The following is a 17,935-nucleotide window of genomic DNA, read 5'->3' on the forward strand; positions in this document are numbered from 1 at the left end:
AACTCATAACCCGAAGGTCGCTGGTTCGAGTCCAGTCCCCGCTACTAAAAAAAAGCCACTGAAAATTCAGTGGTTTTTTTATCCAAAATTTTACTCATTCAATTTTTTACGAACTGTTGACCAAAAGGATAATAATGTAGCCGTTGTTTTTTTAGAAAGATCTGCTAATAGGGTCATGTTGGTTACAAACACCTCTTTTGAATCATAATAATGAGAAGCATCTACCGGGGCATAAAGTGCCATATCCCAATTGGGAAAATATCTTTGATTTGAAGTACCTTGCCATAATAGATCTAAAGTGTGGTGTCTGTTATCTTTTTCTATTTTACCGAATAAATCCATTACATCGTTCTTTTCACCTTCCAAAATCTGAACAATACTTTCTTCAAAATAGACCAGGCATCCGGTTATATTCCGAGCATTATTTCTCTTTCGTGCATCAATGAGAATGTTCTCAATTTGATCTATTGTTAATTCGGGTGCTATTTTTGATTGGTAGGTTAGTTGAAACATTTATTCAATAAAGTATGTTTAGCACATTAAGTTAATAAAAAAGTTCATGCATTTTGCCAATCTCTTAAAAAAGCGGTCTGCTATAATTTTCCAATAGTCAACAACTCTCCCCACTGGGTAGTATATCTAGGGCTCCTGTGTTCTTTTATCAATGCCCATTCTTTGGTTCTGTTCCCTACGGTAGCTACCTTAATTTTGTTTTTACCAAATTTGCCGTTTAAATCATCAATGACACTGGTAATTACATCACTTTCACTTTTATGTGGTTTATTGAACAAATTTGTCTGCACCTCATTTTGGCGGACCAATTGCGTTAGGTTTACGCCTACTTTTTTGTACCTATAGCCTGGTTTATATATTTCTCGCAAACCTTTAAGTGCTTCTTTCGTTAACCTAATAGTGCTATCAGTCGGTGTGTCTAGCGTTATGATCGTCTTATTTCTATACTGCTTATCTATAGCACTATGTTGATTGGTCTGTAATGAAATTTCTAATTGAGCCGCAAGACTTTGTTGCTGTCTTAGCAGATCGGCCACTTCGGCTACATAATAACTGCAAGCTTCTTCTATGAGCGAATAATCGGTCAGCTTGAAACCGAACGACTTTGCCGTGCCAATACCTTTTTTAGCGTTGGCTTCCGTTTCTAGAACCAAACAAGGTATATTATTAAGTTCTCGCCAAAGACGTTCGCCTATAACCGTCATTTCTTTCCTAACCCAGGCCACTGGCATATTGGCAAAATCCAACGCTGAATGAATGCCATTGTTTTGAAGCCGAATTGCATGTTTCTTACCAATGCCCCAAATATCCTTCACCTGAAGATTTAGCAGTAAATGGTGTCTCTTTTTTTCACTATCCACTACATATACATTATTGTTTTTAGGTATTTTCTTGGCGTACTTATTCGCTAATTTTGATAGTGATTTTGTCTTTGCAATACCCACACCCACAGGTATACCCGTATTTTTATATACCGTATCTTTTATTGTATGTGCAGTTGCCGTGTAATCATCTAGCCTAAGACATCCCAAATCTACCCAACTTTCATCAATGCTGTATTCTTCCACTCTGGGTGAAAAGGTCATCAAGGTATCCATTACTCTTCTTGACATATCACTGTAAAGCGTATAATTCGATGAAAAATAGGTGACATTATTTTCATCCAACAACTTTCGTATTTTAAAAATAGGCTGAAACATGGGAATATCCGTCAGAGCTTTTGCTTCCTTGTTCGCAGCAATTACGCATCCGTCGTTATTACTTAAAACAACTACCGGTTTATTAATTAAATCTGGTCTAAAGACCTGCTCGCAAGAGGCATAAAAACTATTACAATCTACCAATGCTATCATAACACCGCTTTAATTATATATGTTATGGTTCCCCAAATATTCATTTCAAGATTATGTTCTTTTGCTATACGTACTATCTTAAAACTATCGTCTACCGTTGCTAGCACTAACTGGTTTTTTTTAGGACTTAAAGATTTATCTACAATAAGTACATCATTGGTAACTACGTTATACTCTTTAAATTCATCATCGACCACCCTTATGTAAAAAGTTGAAGATGAATTGGACACCAAAACTTCATTTAAATCTATACGAGGTTCACTGTAATGTGTAGCCGGACTGGAAAAACCTGTCTGCGTAGGGCTTTTAACCCTATGGTTGTTTCCTGACTTTTTAATTAAACGATTATCTAAATCATTCATTATTATAGGATTACATTATTATTCTTTTCGCTCTCTTACCCAAAAATCATTAGGTACATTCCAAAAACCCAAGACGGGCATAATTTTAAAAACCACTCGGGATGGATACCTGTAGTATAGATAAATATCATGTGTGTCAGTTTCATATTCCACAAAGAAACCATCCATAGAAATCGGTTTTTGCTCTATTAGCCCTAAATCCTTTAATGCACATTCATACCGATCTTTCCCTATCTCTTTGAGCAGGGCCTTAATACGCTTAATATCATAATTTCTAAATACTGTTTTGGACATGCTCCAAATTTCAGGATATATTCCAAATAATTTAATGTATTTTTGAAAATATTATTAACAATGACGATAAAATAAAAAAACCACCTCAAGGCGAGGTGGTTATCCAAATCCAATCAATAACCCTTTAAATAAATTGAAGGGACTCAAAAACTTAATCAATGCTACAAAAGTACGTATGGTTACGAATGATTTTCGGTAAATTTTTAACGTAAAAGAATTGAATCTATATGCCTAATAAAGCTATTAATTACTTAATGCGAGTTAACTTTATGTACAAAAGCATACTAATTTACAATCACCGTATAGCTTTGATCTCATGAACATGGCTATTCTAAAAACTTCAATTTAACTACAACACTAAATGAGTTTAAAAGAAGAATTAAACAAGCAACAGTTAAAAGCGGTTGAATTTTCAGGTAAACATCTGTTGGTATTGGCAGGTGCAGGTACCGGAAAAACACGCACAATTATTGCAAGGGCCGCGTATTTGATAGAAAACGGAGCAAATCCGTCAAAAATTCAGATTCTTACATTTACCAAAAAAGCGGCAAATGAAATTGTAGAACGTGTAAAGGCAAGCTTACCAAAATCTAATGGGCGCGCTATGAGCGGTGCAACTTTTCATTCTTGGTGCAATCAACTGATCATTAAATACCCCAACTTATTCGGTGCCGCTAATTTTACGGTCATTGACCCGGATGACCAATTGGGATTGATGAAAATGGTCTGCGGTAGTCATAGCGAAGTTTATGGTAAGCTACGTATTAAACCTCAACAATTATTAGATGTCTATTCTTATGCCAGAAATACCAAAAAGAATTTAACCGAATCTATACGCACGTTGCTCTACAAGGGTAAAGAAGATAAGGATACCGATTATGAAATAACCGCAATGAAGCCCAATGTAGAACTACTACTAAGGGCATATCAAAAAAAGAAAATGGAACAGCATTATCTTGATTATGATGACCTGTTATTGGTAGTTTCTACACAACTAAAGTCTAACCTTGAGGCCAGAAAGCTCTTATCTCAAGACCTTGATTATCTACTGGTGGACGAAATGCAGGATACCAACCCGCTGCAATGGGAACTACTTTCCCCGTTCATAGATATCTGTAGTTTGTTCTGTGTTGGCGATGATGCGCAATCTATCTATTCTTTTAGAGGTGCAGATTTCAGAAATGTTCATCTGTTCAAAGATCGCGTACCCAATTCAGAAGTTTACAAACTTGAAAAGAATTACCGCTCTACGCAAGAGATACTGGACATCTCTAATTGGTTATTGGGTAAATCGCCAATAGATTACAATAAACAATTACAGAGTGTACGGGGAAACGGAGAAGTACCTAAATTACTGAATGTAAGCGATGAATGGCAAGAGGCGAATTGGGTAGCAGATGAGATTTTAAAAAATTATACCGATGAAGACCGTAAATTTTCGGACCACTTAATTTTATCGCGTTCCCAATATTACACCAAGACATTACAGGCGGTTTTCATAAGACGAAAAATACCTTACGTTACCTACGGAGGCCGTAAGTTTTTACAAGCAGCCCATATTAAAGATCTTGTTTCTTTGTTACGTATAGTCAACAACCCTTATGATGAAATTGCTTGGGTACGGTTCTTGACCTTTTGGGAAGGAATAGGAGAAGTGAGAGCTTCCAGAATTATGGCAGTTATCATTGCCGATGAAGGTAAAACCGACATCCCCACACTATTACAGGGCGCCATACCCGGAAAAGATGGAATCAAAATTGCAGAACTTTATAATGCCGTACAAAAAGAGAAAGGCAAAGTGGGCAGAATGGTAGACATTGCCTATGATGCCATGTCATTAGGGCTAGCTTTCAGATATCGTAAAGATTGGATCGAGAAGCGCAAAGGCGACTTCCCTGTATTAAAACTTTTGGCGAACAGCTACGCTAGCCTAGGTGAATTTATTGGTGAAGGTTTATTGGACAATGCGGAAAAGATGAACGGCGCACCTGTGCTAAGCGAATCGCAATTAGAGACCGATGAAGAAAAAGACCATGTGGTCATATCTACTATCCACTCTGCAAAAGGATTGGAAGCAGATGTCTGTATTGTTTTGAATGTATCGCCAAAGGCATTTCCTTCCGCATGGTCTTTAGATGATGTAGATGCCATTGAAGAAGACCGTAGAGTGCTGTATGTTGCACTAACACGTGCTAAGAATAGATTGATAATAACAAGAAATACCGCATCAATATCGGCAATTCACGGTAAATCCATTCCTGCCAATGTAGGACAGCAGACAGACGATGCAGAAACCTATTTTTTAACGGCTATACCTGAAGGGCTGGTACAACAAGAGACCATTGGTCATGACTTTAAACCAGTTAAAGATGCTTCAACACCCAATGCTATAGACCTTTCTTCAGGAATGGATTTCAGCTAAAGATTACAAATGCAGAAAAGACAATTTGCTATTATCTCCATGACCACTTTTGGTTATAAACCTGACCCTTTAAGAATAGTACAACTATCAATTAGTAAGCTTAGAGGTGACTATTACGAGCCTATTTTTACGACCAACATCAATCCTGAAGAACGTTTACCAAATTACATTCAGCAAAGAACAGGTTTGACCGATACTATACTTTTAAAAGCCCCTACTTTTTCAGAAGTTGCCAATACTATATTAGAAGAACTTGAAAATCACATACTGGTCGGTCATAACGCATCATTTCTACATTATGCCCTACAATCGGAATTTAAGTATTTAGGGTACTCTTTTAAAACTCCCCAGTTATGTACCGTACGCTTGGCGAAGAAGTTGATTCCGAACATGACTAGTTATGAACTACCCTATTTGAGCGGTGTATTGAATATTCCGTACACAGCATCAAATACTCTAAATGATGACAATGCTGTTGCCATACTATTTCAAAGATTGATTTTGCTAGATGATGACGAAATGGTCATCTCAAAATTCTTAGAACCTAAAGTCGAAAAAGAACATATAGCACCCAAAAACATAGCCTATCAAAAACTAAACGCTTTACCTAACTCTCCCGGTATTTATAAGTTTCAAAATAAGAAGGGTGAGGTAATATATGTTGGCAAAGCGAAGGATATTAAAAAAAGGGTATTAAGCCATTTCTATAATACCACGGAGAAAGAAATAATATTATGCGATGCTACCTTTCATATAGATTTTGAAACTACCGGTAGCGAACTTATTGCCTTATTACGAGAAGCCGATTTGATTGACAAACTAGATCCACCTTTTAATTACATTCAAAAGAAAAGTTATGTCACGTACCATATAGTGCCTCAAAAAAATAGAAAAGGGATAATACAGCTTAAAATAGAAAGAAGACCTTTTGAACACTCGCCCACCGAAATATTCTTGAAAAAAGGCGATGCCATTAAACGTTTAATTGAACTGACCGAGAAATTTAGATTATGCCCCTTACAAACTGGTCTAAAAAGTAAGTTGGGCAGATGTTCCCATGGTGAGTATAACGAATGTGATGGCGTTTGCACCGGGGAAGAAGAAATAGGACTATACAATTTTAAAGTTGAAAATGCCTTAAATTATCTCAACAATGAAAATGACAATTATGTACTTTTTGAAAAAGGTAGAACCAAAGAGGAACGTGGTTTTGTTTTAATTCTTCATGGTGTTTATCAAGGATATGGATTTTTAGACAATTCCCAATCGGTTTCTAATTTAGAACATTTAAAAGATATGTTAAACCCTAAAAAACACTCTTATCATACCGCAAAGATTATTTCAAGCTATACCAAGCGTAATCCATGGAAAATTAAACCTTTGGAAAATGTAGGTTAAGATTTAAAAAAAACAACACATCTAGTTTATTTAATTCACCTTCATTTCAAAAGCCTCATTAAACTTTGCCATTTCTTGTTCCTCCCAATCTTTTTGTAATTCTTCAGGGTCAAACCATTGTGGTTCCGTATGGGTCTTACTCCAGTTCCGGGCCTCTATAACCATTTGCTTCAATTGCTCTGGATGCTCTTTGCTTAGGTCATTACTTTCACCTAAATCATTTTCTATATTGAAGAGCTTCCAAGGGTTTTCATTTGTCCTTAAGGCTTTCCATTCATTCAGCCTTACACCAACATCACTATATCCTTCTCTATGCCTTAAAACAAATAAAGGTTCATCTTTTCTTGCGTTTCTGCCTTCTATCAAATCTTGCCAAATGTCTTTACCGTCTAATTTTTTTCCCTTTGGGATAGAAGCTCCTGACAATGTTGCAAACGTAGGATAAAAATCTAACGCAGAAACCGGGTAATCAAACTTTTTTCCTGAAGGAATATTTGCCGGCCAATGAAAGAACATTGGCACTCGGTAACCGCCTTCGCAAGTGCTTCCTTTCCCTTCCCTTAAAGGGTAATTGTTTGCTCCTTTTGAAAGTTTACCTCCATTATCACTAAGAAAAACAATAAGCGTATTTTCATACTCATTTTTAGCTTTAAGCGCTTTTACCAATTCGCCAACGCCTCTATCAACTGCATATACCATAGCGGCATAGGTTCTTCTGTCATTATCTTCAATATGCCTAAATAATTCTAAGTCTTCCGCTTTTGCTTCTAAAGGTACGTGAGGGGCATTATATGCCAAATACAAGAAGAAAGGATTCTCGTCTGTATTTGTACCCTTAACAAAATCTACAGCTTTTCTAGATAGCTCATCCGTAAGATATTCCGTTGGGTTTTCTACATTTTTACCATTATGCTCCAATGGCTTTAAATAATCGAAAACAACCTCTCTTCGTTCTGCTTTTTGCTTATTATAAATAACAGTATATTCCTCTGGAAAATACTTATGACCACCGCCTAAAAATCCATAAAAATCGTCAAAACCTCTTTTATTTGGATGATAATCTGCTACTGCGCCCAAATGCCATTTACCAACCGCACCTGTTCTATAGCCTGCATCTTTGAGCATTTTACTCATAAAGACTTCTTGTAACGGTATTCCTTTACCAACACCTACCTCACTATTCGCTGGTAAGTTAAACTGAGAACCAATTGTATGTGGATATCTTCCTGTTAACAATGCGGCCCTACTGGGGCCACAGAAGGGATGTGCAACATAACCTGAAGTTGCAATAGTACCGTTTAATGCCAGCTCGTCCAAGTGCGGGGTATCAATATCTTTAGAACCGTTAAAACCAACATCTGCATACCCTAAATCATCTGCAACGATTAGTATTATATTTGGTCTTTTAACTGATTGAACCGTTTTTTCGACGTCATCTTTTTGGTGTTCTTTACAACTACTACCTATAATTGATAGGGTAAGAACGATTGCACAACCGAATATATATTTTTTCATCACTTCTAACTATTAATTAAGCTTCGCCATATTTCCTTGCCAACCTTTATTGAACTGAACCAAAAGTTCTTCAACTATCTTGGGATTTTCATTTGCGATATTCATAGTTTCGGTAGGATCATTTTTGTGATCGTACAACTCAAAAAATACCGGCTTAGATTTTTGGTCCGTATAATCTTTCCAAACCGTAAAACGATATTGAGATGTTCGCATTGAATATCCCATTAATCTATTTTCAAAAAGGTCCCTGTTCCATTTATTGCCCTGTTGCTTCTTTATTCTTTCTTCAACCTCCTTTAATAATGGTCCGAACGATGTTTCCCTCATCCCCTTAGACAAAGGGTTGGCCGCCCATTCCCGTAATGCCGGACTTGGAAATTGAGTAAATGCCGCTGTTTTCCATTCCATGTTGGGGTTCGTCAACAAAGGTTTAAAACTTTGTCCTTCAATACGCTCAGGAATGGACAATCCCGCTAATTCACATAGCGTAGGGTACATGTCCACTAGTTCAACCAGGGCATTGGTTTTACTACCTCTTATAGCACCTGGCATATTAGGTGTTGAAACTATAAGCGGCACTCGCGTAGCTATCTCGTAGTTAGTTGCTTTTCCCCAAATACCCATGTCACCCAAATGCCAACCATGATCGCTCCACAGCATAACAATGGTATTGTCCTTTAACCCTTCTTCTTCCAAAGCGTTTAGCATTTTACCTATTTGAGCATCAACATAACTCACTGTTGCCAAATATGCGCGTTTTAAGTTTTTAGCCTGTTCATCTTCTATATCACCATAATTAGGTATATCTGCTCTGGCACGTAATTCAAAAGAAGCATGTAACCCCATTGCCGCACCATTTACCGGACCCTCATGTTGATCTGTCAACTGCAAATCCACATCTTCATACATGTCCCAGTACTTTTTAGGAGCGATCCATTCTAAATGAGGCTTTAAAAAACCCAACCCTAAAAAAAATGGTTTATCGTTTTGCGCCATTTCCTTCATTGTTTCAATGGCCAATTCAGTATTATGACCATCTTCATAGCTATTGTCAGGAGCGTCTGCAAACTCATAAGCCGGACCTTTACCTAAACCATTTCTAGGTGCATTTTCACCATATTTGGCAATGACTTCAGCTCGGTTTTTCCTAAATATCTCTTGATTTTCAGCTAGCACATATCCTCTAACCCTTTCTGGCATTTCCTCAACTTTAGGCCCCGAATATGCTTTTCTGCTCCATGAAAGTTCTTCATCTGTGTAACCAGGATGAAATATCTTTCCCGCATAAACAGTTTCATACCCTACCGATTGCAAATGCTGTGGCAAGGTTACTATATCTGGATTGAGGTCCCGGAAATATGAAAAATTCTCGATAACCTTTATAGTCTCCGGCCGGGCGCCTGTCATAACACTTGCTCTAGAGGGGCTACAAATAGCTTCTTGGCAATAAGCGTTATTAAACAAAAGACCTTCTGCCGCAAGTGCATCCATATTTGGCGTTATTGCAACTTCTGAACCGTAGGCGCCTATCTCAGGTCTTAAATCATCTATAGCGATAAATAGAATATTAGGTTTTTTAACGGGCTCTACGGATAAATTTTCTATTTGGGCCTTGCAGCTAAATAGAAATATATTTAATAGAATTAAGATGTTTATCCTTTTCATACGACCACCTTTTTAGTTTTAAAAATTAAGTACTATTATTTCTTACCTATAAAAACCTTACCACCCTTTTTAATAGTTCTGTTTATGCTCTCGCCGTTGCTCCACGTAACATTCACTTTTACCGGGGCTTTACAAAGACCCAATCCAAAGTGCATATTTGCATTAAAACTTGAAGAATAAACCGACCCTGTAGCGCCTACCCTTTGTAGCTGATTATTTTTACAGCCCGTAACTTTTACCAGTGCACCCAATGCAGTAGCTTTACCGGATGGCGAATTACCAACTTTCACGATAATATGTTTGTTATAGGAATTAGACAATATCTCATTTTCAAACAAATGCCATTTACCGCGTTCATTACCTATTACCACATCAACATCACCATCTAGGTCATAGTCCAAAACCTCAACTGCCATACCTATTGCACCAATATCCGAAGTAATTATACCATGATGGTGAACCTGCTTAAATGTAGCATCACCCTGGTTTAGGTAAATAATGGATTTATTTTCATAAACAAGCTCACCTCTTCGTACCATCAGTACGTCTTGAAAGCCATTATTATCAAAATCTGCAACCGAAACCCCAACGGTATGATCTTCAAGCAAAAGATTTGCTTTTTCAGTGACATCAACATACTTGCCTTTTATATTCTCTAACAAAACATCGGGCAAACCTCTAGAATGTTCATATGCCGGGTATTCCTTAACTCCTTTTACAGTTCCCGTTGTGGGAGACCAAGTACTACCGGCAATACGCCAACTATCATTACCAACATACCCCACATGTATACCACCTTCTTCATTTAAAACATCTGGAAAACCCAATGCATTACTATTAACCAAGCGTATGTCCTTACCTGAATGTGTTTCTCCAATAAATTGGTACTGATATGCAGATTCACCTATATAATATGCGTCATTAAATGGCCATTGCGATTGAAAATTATTCATATGTAACACATCGCCTACTAATAAATCATTAAACTGAAAATCACCTCTTTTGGTAAAAAAACCCCATGTTAGCGTTTCTTCATTAAAAAATGTTTCACCAATTTCAAATTCTTTTCCCCTGGTCATTATTAAATCAAAATCACCATCATTGTCAAAATCAATTTCACTTATGGCCGTTACGTCATTAATTTCATAAGGTAAAAGTGCCGACTTCTCTTCATAGGTTAAATCTCCATTACCTAGGTAAAGCCTGACCTTATCATTACCAAACAGCAGTATATCCATAATACCATCGGTATTTACGTCGGTCAACGTTGTTTTTTGACCATCCGCTTTTATCATGGGCAATGTTGCTTTTAAATGAAGTTGTCCCTTAGCATCATTTTCATAAATATAATTCTCTGTTTGTCCCTTTTTTTCTTTGGACGGAAAAGCGAAATTTATGAGGTCCAAATCACCATCTTGGTCACCATCATAAAATTTTAAGGTTCTACCTCTCATCATTTCAAATGGTACTTTAAAATCTGGCAAGGGCAAAAACTCCCGCTGTGCGGTAACTTTATACATTTTTGAATTACGGGCATTACTACCGGACCCACCACCTCTGGACAATACCATTTCGTTTATTCCGTCAAAATCAAAATCACCGACAGCCACACCATGTAAGTCACCCATGATCACATCATAGGGTTTTGAAAAACTGCCTTGGTTATTCCAGCAAACACTAATGCCCAAACCATGATCATTGAGAACTAGATCAGGATATCCATCATTATCCAAGTCGGCAACAATTGGGGCATCCCATTTTCTAAGGTTTACTTCCTTTCTAGGGAAACCCTCAAAATTCTCTTTAAAAAAAACGACCGATCCATGCTTATCTTGCGACCAAGCATTTAATAAAAAACCTAAAAAAATAACACTAAAAACGCCTTGTATCTTGGTTCGGCACTGCATTATATCGCTCATCATCTTAATATCGGAAACTTCAGTTAATTCCAAATCATTGGCATGAAAACCGTCATTTCACCAACACCCCTATTACTCCATGCGTAGTATGGTACTAGATGAGTTTTAAACGTATCAAATTTTGGCATACCCACTTCTTGATACATGCCCAGAGCTTTATCTTTCCTTATCATTAAATCCCCATCTAATGTTGTCATACCACCAAGGTAATCTGGTCTGTAGGTTGGTTTTAAACTATTACTACCTTTAACATAAACATCAAATATGCTGGTATCTTCCGGTAAATCGGCAGATTCTACACAGTAGACTACAGGTCCTCTTTTTACGGCAACTTGATTACGAACTTCTTCGATTCTAGGATGACCTTCAATGAACTTTACCTCCATTGGCATATCTAAGGTAATTACATCACCAGCTTTCCACTCACGCTCAATTTTAGCGAAGCTTCCTGCTTCAACGTTCTCAACGGCTTTACCATTTACATTAAGTGTACTACCTTCTGCCCAAGCAGGAATTCTCAACAACATTTCAAAAGCTTCTGGCTTACTTTCTTCTATTGTAATCTTTACCTCCCCTTCCCAAGGATAGTTGCTTTTTTGATTTAATTTTATTGCTGAACCATCTAATAAGGTAGTTTCTAATTTATTACCGCCATAAAGGTTTACAGCAATACCATTTTCAGATTTACTGTAGGCCCACCCTGGTGACTTTGCTATAGTACGCACCAAGTTTGGTGGGCAACAAAAACATTTTAGGTAAGGTTGACGCTCCGGAAATTCCACGTTCATTTTATCATAGTCCAAGGCACCATCAACCTTACGCAATGGATTAGAGTAATAGTAATCTTTTCCTTCTAGGCTAATACCCGAAAGCCCACTGTTATGCAACACTAATTCCATAACATCTCCGTGCTTGGAATCTCCACTTAAGGTCAACATTCTATAATTGAACATTGAATTACAAATGTTGGCACAAGTTTCATTATAGGCCGTCATATTGGGCATCATGTATTCATCAATGAATCCTTCTTCAATTTTATCCAATCGCGATGACCTACCGTAATGCGTTTGCCCAACTGCACCTGTTATGTACATTTTTTTATTGGTTACGTTATACCAAAGTCTATTTAAGGCGTCTATTAATTCTTTCTCGCCTGTTTCTGCATATACATCTGCGGCACCGGCATAATAATACAATGCCAGAACTGCGTGCCCTACCGCTTCTGTTTCTTCCCTCAACGGAACTCTTTCTTGCACCATATCACCAATAGGATAACCCTCTGTGGTTGAGTCTTCAACAATATCGAAAGTACCTCTAAGATTTATGAACTGTTCTGCAAGTTTTAGATAGCGCTCATCTTTTGTGGTACGATAAAGTTCTACCAAGCCCATTATTTGGGTTTGATTAAAACCGAATCTTTTCAATGAGTCTTTTATTGGCACGAATAATTCGTATAAATAATCTGCATGTTTTATGGCGATATCCAAAAAGTTAGTTTTACCTGTTACACGATTATGGATACATGCAGCGGTCAATAAATGCCCACTATTGTAAAGTTCATGATATCTTCTGTTGGTAAATGGGTCTATATCTTCACGAATGATAGCAGGAGTAGATAGGTACCCATCCTCTTGTTGTGCCTTGCCGATGACCTCTATAATTTCATCTAGTTCATTTACAATAGCTTCGTCCTTGTTTACACCGTATAGATACAAATTGGCTTCCATCCACTTGTAAAAATCACCATCATGCCACCAAAAACCTTTGTGCTCGCCTTCTTTAAGACCTGCCGCAATTTTAAAATTATTATAACCATGACCAACATCGCCTTTTAGAATTTCTCCCATATGCGGAATCATTACCTCCTCGGCAATCTTCCATTTATCTGCCCAAAAGCCTTCGGTCCAACGACAATCCCCAATATCTATACTTTTAAGTTTAACATTCGGGCTATTTGTATTGTTAATAATACCTCTATTGGTATGTAGTGATAATATTTCTTTTTTTTGATTTACATCTGTTGATGCAACTTCTTGATTTTCTTTACAGGAAAAGAAAACGGCTAAAAGACAAAAGCTGAACAAAGTGATTTTTTTCATTTTACTTAGAGTTGAAATAAGGATTACAAGAAACGCATAAACCAGGAAATGTGAGATGTGATTATTAACTATGACCTACACTATTTTACCCTTTATCTAAAACTTAGGCAATCTCTAATTACCATTTACTACAAGAGCACTAGATTTCTTACAGGTGAGAATATGGCTTTACTTCTCTGTTATATCCATACGTTTAACATCAACAAATAGCGGTCCTGTTGCCAATCTTCCAATTTTAAAATACGCATGAAAATTACCTTCTCCCTTTGGCAAAGAAACGTTGGTAAAAACAACATTTCGCTGTCCTTTAACAATAGGCTTTGTTAGATGTAAACGGTTATATTTTATATTTGCCTTGCCATCTTCGTTTACCTCTGGGAGATCTAAGCTAATGGCATACAATCCGGACTCTGTTGTAACCCGCCAATGCCCCAATTCATTTTTTGAAATTACACGAGGTCCGCCCCAATCAAATCTAGATAGGTTTACTTCTGGTTGTTGCGGTGTACCTAAATATATTCTTTGAATACCTTTAGCGTCTCGCTCTTCCGTAACCTCATCGAACCAATTCTCGTACTTGGCCAACAAATCTTCTACAACATCTGGATGGTCTTTAGCCAAATTAATGCGTTCACTTGGGTCTTCCTCAACATTATATAGCTCTAAATTTGCCAGTACTTCTTGTAATTCTTCATCTTTGGGTTGATATAGAATGCCATGTGGAAAATCATGCGGACTGATCAATTTATATTTTTGGGTTCTTACTGCAAAATGCATGTATTTAAAAGGTGTAGGACCATAATGCATTTGAGTGAAAAACAAGCTATTCTCAAAAGAAGTCTTTTTACCGGTCCACAAAGGTAAAAGAGATTTTCCGTCAATCTTAATATTCTCTGGTGCCTGTATATTACAAGCGTCAAGTATGGTGGGTAAAATATCGATCACGGTACCCATAGTTTTTGTGGTCTGATCCGGTTGTATATGACCGGGCCATTTTACAAAAAACGGTACTCTAATTCCACACTCATAAACACTTGTTTTAGTACCTCTTAAATTAGCTGTCCACCGACCCGGGTAAACATCATTCTTTGTTCTTCTGTTTCTTGGACCATTATCCGAAAGAAAAATTACAATGGTATTCTCTTCAATCCCCAGTTCCTTTAGTTTTTCTAACACGCGACCAACATTATAATCAATGTTATCGATCATACCATACGTTAGTGCGTTGTCTTCATGCAGTCCTTTTTTGCGATAAGGCTCTGCCCGTTCATCTGGAACTTGTAACGGAAAATGAGGCAAATTGGTCGCTAAATACGCTAAAAAAGGCTTTTTGTCCTTTTGACCGATAAAATCTAAAGCAGCATTGGTAAAAATATCATCGCAATACCCTTCATACTTTTTAGACACATTGTTATGTTCTAAAATAGGGTCGAAATAGGTATTTCCGGCAGGTCCTGCAGCCTGACCTATTCCACCACCTTTATGTACCAACGCTTCTTGGAACCCTTGATCTGTTGGTCTCATTGGTGCATTATCGCCTAAATGCCATTTTCCAAAAATGCCAGTTCTGTAGCCATTATCTTGAAGTATTTCTGCCAAAGTCTTTTCTGAAGTATTCATAAAGTGATCTACCTGAGTTACAGCTGTTACCCCAGTTCTATATGGATATCTTCCGGTTAAAACAGCAGCACGGGATGCTGAACAATTTGGGTATGCAAAAAAATGGGTCATCTCTACACCTTGCTCACCAATAGATTCCATATTAGGTGTCTTCAAATACGGGTTACCATGAGCACCTATATCTCCGTAGCCTTGATCGTCGCTCATCATAATGATAACATTAGGGCGATTTTGTGATCGTAAAATGGAGCAGGTAGAAATAATGGTTACCGCAATCAATATTCTTGACAATCTAAACTTTAGCTGAGTACTCATAATTAAACTTCTTTTACCAATTTGTATAAGAACCATCTCTCTTTTTTAAGCGGGGTGTTTCTACAGGAATAAATACTTTGGACAAAGCCAACTCTTCATTGAAATCAACACCTAGCCCTGGAACATCTGGAATACTATATTTAGCACCTTGCAATTGCGGTTGATTAGGATAAAATTCAGCATCATTGGTACCTGGCTGTTCTGCCGGAGTATTGATTTCCTCTAACCAAGCAACATTGGGGCATGCCGCTGCCAAATGAATGGAAGCCGCAGTACAAATTGGACCTAACGGATTATGTGGCATTAAGTCAATATAATGCGCTTCTGCCATAGCAGCTACTTTCATAGCCTCTGTAATACCTCCTACATTACAAACATCTACCCTAGCAAATTGGGTGATGCCTCTTTCAATGTAGGGCAGAAATTGCCATTTACTTGCAAATTCCTCACCTATTGCAAAAGGTACATCTACCATTTTGCGTAGGCTCTCATACGCTTCGGGCGTTTCATCCCTAATGGGTTCTTCAATAAAATCTAAAGTTCCCTTAGGCATTTTCGACAAAAAAGAATAGGTCTCCGGTGCTGAGAGTCGGTGATGATAATCTATACCTACAACCGGATCAGGTCCTATAACTTCTCGTAACCTTGTAACCCATTTTGATATTTTTGCAATAGATTCCCTAGGTTCAAAAATAGCCTGACTATTCTCTTCATACTCTGCAGGTGCCAAACGCAACACATTCCAACCTTCTTTGATCAAGTGTTGGACCCTTCCAATTAATTCGTCTTCTGAAGTGAATCGTAATGAAGCAAAACAATCTATATAATTTCTTTGTTTACCCCCTAATAGTTCATAGACCGGTACACCCAAAGATTTTCCCTTTATATCATACAAGGCTATATCAATGGCAGAAATAGCCGCGGTCAATACACGACCTCCTTCAAAATACTGACCTCTGTATAAATCTTGCCAAATAGCTCCGATCTGATGAGGGTCTTTACCTACTATATTTGGTCTAAAATGGTCTATAGCACCAATGACCGCCAATTCCCTACCGGATAATCCCGACGCTCCCCAGCCGTATATACCGGCATCGGTCTCTACTTTGATGACCAATTGACTGCCAAAACCTATATTGATAGGATATGTTTTTACTGCTGTAATTTTCATTTAAGATTTTATACTTTGGGTTCTACTACTTCAATTCTTTTTACTTTACCAACAATCAACAAAAAGGACAAAAAACCAAGAAGTGTCATTGCGCCTATAAAATATAATGCCGGACTAAAATCGCCATCCTTCACAAGTACCCCTATAACTACGGGAACTACCACGGCCGAAAGTCCACCAATTAAATTAAACACACCACCTACCAAACCGATCAAATGCTTTGGCGCCATTAACGAAACAAATACCCATGTGATAGAAGCCAACCCATTACCAAAATAAGCAAGGGTCATAAATAAGATGACGTAAAAAGTATCATTGGTGAAATTTGCTCCTATAATACTGACCGACAATAATAAACCGCATAAGACCGGTGCTTTTCTGGCAATCTCCTTAGACTTACCTTTCTTGATTAAAAAGTCTGAAGTGAAGCCAGAAAGTAATACTCCTGCAAATGCCGCCAAAAAAGGCAACGATGCCAAAAAACCCGACTTTATAAAATCCAATCCCCTATATTCTACCAAATAAGTTGGAAACCAAGTCAAGAAAAATATAGAAACAGAACCTACACAAAACTGACCAAGGTATACCCCCCACAATTTTCTATGTTTAAAAGCTTGTGCTAAGTCTAACCAACTAAACTTTGTTTTTTCTGTTGTAGCCTTCGTAGTCTTCACTAGACCACCACCTTCTCTAATATGCTCAATCTCCTTAGAACTTACAGACTTGTGTTTATCTGGATCACGATAAAAGGTATACCAAACAATTGCCCAAAGAATACCTATTACTCCCGAAACTATAAACAAACCCCGCCAACCCAATTTATCTTGAATTATGGTCAATACCGGAAACAGAAAGGCCAAACCAATAAATTGCCCGGAAGTATATATAGCTATTGCGGATGCCCTTTCATTCTCAGGGAACCATTTTGTAACTATGGCGTTATTTGCAGGATATGCGGGCGCCTCAAATATTCCAATACTGGCACGCAGACCCAACAAAACTATGAATGAATTGACAAACCCTTGTAGCAATGTAGCTATTGACCAAAAAAATAGCATAAGACCATATAACAACCTAGCCCCTACTTTATCCACGACGATGCCGCCTGGTATTTGCAGTGCAACATACGTCCACCCAAATGCCGAAAAAATTAAACCCAATTGTACGGATGAAAGATCTAAAGCTTCTTTAATTGCCGGAGCGGCGACAGAAATATTGGTCCTATCCAAATAATTAATAACTACACTTCCAAAAATTAAGGCAAGTATGTTATAGCGTTTCTTGGTCATA

13 protein-coding genes are annotated in these 17,935 nt (G+C 37.6%); 2 read left to right on the top strand and 11 right to left on the bottom strand.

The window, feature by feature from the left end; translation table 11 throughout:
* Nucleotides 1-90: 90 nt before the first annotated feature.
* The 4 genes from QZ657_RS13880 to QZ657_RS13895 all read right to left on the bottom strand — a co-directional run bounded on the left by QZ657_RS13880 (nucleotide 91) and on the right by QZ657_RS13895 (nucleotide 2,521).
* The gene (locus QZ657_RS13880; RefSeq protein ID WP_291967637.1) at nucleotides 91-513 is read right to left on the bottom strand and encodes a BLUF domain-containing protein; all 423 of its coding nucleotides are present in this window, start codon (nucleotides 511-513) and stop codon (nucleotides 91-93) included.
* 80 nt (nucleotides 514-593) lie between these two features.
* Nucleotides 594-1,865 (bottom strand): Y-family DNA polymerase, encoded by a 1,272-nt coding sequence (locus tag QZ657_RS13885; protein ID WP_276471200.1) that lies wholly within the window; start codon nucleotides 1,863-1,865, stop codon nucleotides 594-596.
* A complete protein-coding gene (locus QZ657_RS13890) occupies nucleotides 1,862-2,227 on the bottom strand; it encodes a S24 family peptidase (protein ID WP_291959350.1) in 366 nt (121 codons plus the stop codon). The genes QZ657_RS13885 and QZ657_RS13890 overlap by 4 nt, the downstream gene beginning before the upstream one ends.
* Nucleotides 2,228-2,245: 18 nt before the next feature.
* Complete coding sequence (locus QZ657_RS13895) at nucleotides 2,246-2,521, bottom strand: hypothetical protein (protein ID WP_291967640.1); 276 nt, start codon at nucleotides 2,519-2,521, stop codon at nucleotides 2,246-2,248.
* 361 nt (nucleotides 2,522-2,882) lie between these two features.
* Between QZ657_RS13895 and QZ657_RS13900 the strand changes: the two genes are divergently transcribed.
* Entirely contained in the window at nucleotides 2,883-4,943 is a 2,061-nt protein-coding gene (locus QZ657_RS13900; protein WP_291967642.1) for an ATP-dependent helicase, read from the top strand.
* Nucleotides 4,944-4,952: 9 nt separating this feature from the next.
* Nucleotides 4,953-6,341, top strand: coding sequence for an exonuclease domain-containing protein (locus QZ657_RS13905; protein WP_291967644.1), 1,389 nt, complete (start codon nucleotides 4,953-4,955; stop codon nucleotides 6,339-6,341).
* Nucleotides 6,342-6,371: 30 nt separating this feature from the next.
* Here QZ657_RS13905 and QZ657_RS13910 read toward each other — a convergent pair whose 3' ends face one another.
* The 7 genes from QZ657_RS13910 to QZ657_RS13940 all read right to left on the bottom strand — a co-directional run bounded on the left by QZ657_RS13910 (nucleotide 6,372) and on the right by QZ657_RS13940 (nucleotide 17,934).
* Nucleotides 6,372-7,856, bottom strand: coding sequence for a sulfatase-like hydrolase/transferase (locus tag QZ657_RS13910; RefSeq protein WP_291967647.1), 1,485 nt, complete (start codon nucleotides 7,854-7,856; stop codon nucleotides 6,372-6,374).
* A 12-nt stretch (nucleotides 7,857-7,868) separates the two neighbouring features.
* Nucleotides 7,869-9,521 (bottom strand): sulfatase, encoded by a 1,653-nt coding sequence (locus tag QZ657_RS13915; protein ID WP_291967649.1) that lies wholly within the window; start codon nucleotides 9,519-9,521, stop codon nucleotides 7,869-7,871.
* A 35-nt stretch (nucleotides 9,522-9,556) separates the two neighbouring features.
* Nucleotides 9,557-11,473: a CRTAC1 family protein gene (locus QZ657_RS13920; RefSeq protein WP_291967651.1), complete on the bottom strand. Its 1,917-nt coding sequence runs from the start codon at nucleotides 11,471-11,473 to the stop codon at nucleotides 9,557-9,559.
* The gene (locus tag QZ657_RS13925; protein WP_291967653.1) at nucleotides 11,464-13,539 is read right to left on the bottom strand and encodes a glycoside hydrolase family 127 protein; all 2,076 of its coding nucleotides are present in this window, start codon (nucleotides 13,537-13,539) and stop codon (nucleotides 11,464-11,466) included. Before QZ657_RS13925 ends, QZ657_RS13920 begins: the two co-directional genes overlap by 10 nt.
* Before the next feature lie 168 nt (nucleotides 13,540-13,707).
* Nucleotides 13,708-15,474 (bottom strand): arylsulfatase, encoded by a 1,767-nt coding sequence (locus QZ657_RS13930; protein WP_291967655.1) that lies wholly within the window; start codon nucleotides 15,472-15,474, stop codon nucleotides 13,708-13,710.
* 13 nt (nucleotides 15,475-15,487) lie between these two features.
* Nucleotides 15,488-16,645: a mandelate racemase/muconate lactonizing enzyme family protein gene (locus tag QZ657_RS13935; RefSeq protein ID WP_291967657.1), complete on the bottom strand. Its 1,158-nt coding sequence runs from the start codon at nucleotides 16,643-16,645 to the stop codon at nucleotides 15,488-15,490.
* 8 nt (nucleotides 16,646-16,653) lie between these two features.
* Nucleotides 16,654-17,934 carry an MFS transporter gene (locus QZ657_RS13940; protein WP_291967659.1) on the bottom strand — a complete coding sequence of 427 codons (1,281 nt, stop codon included), beginning with the start codon at nucleotides 17,932-17,934 and terminating at the stop codon, nucleotides 16,654-16,656.
* Between the last annotated feature and the right edge of the window lies 1 nt (nucleotide 17,935).

Source organism: Maribacter sp., assembly GCA_020629415.1.
Lineage (GTDB): Bacteria > Bacteroidota > Bacteroidia > Flavobacteriales > Flavobacteriaceae > Maribacter > Maribacter huludaoensis.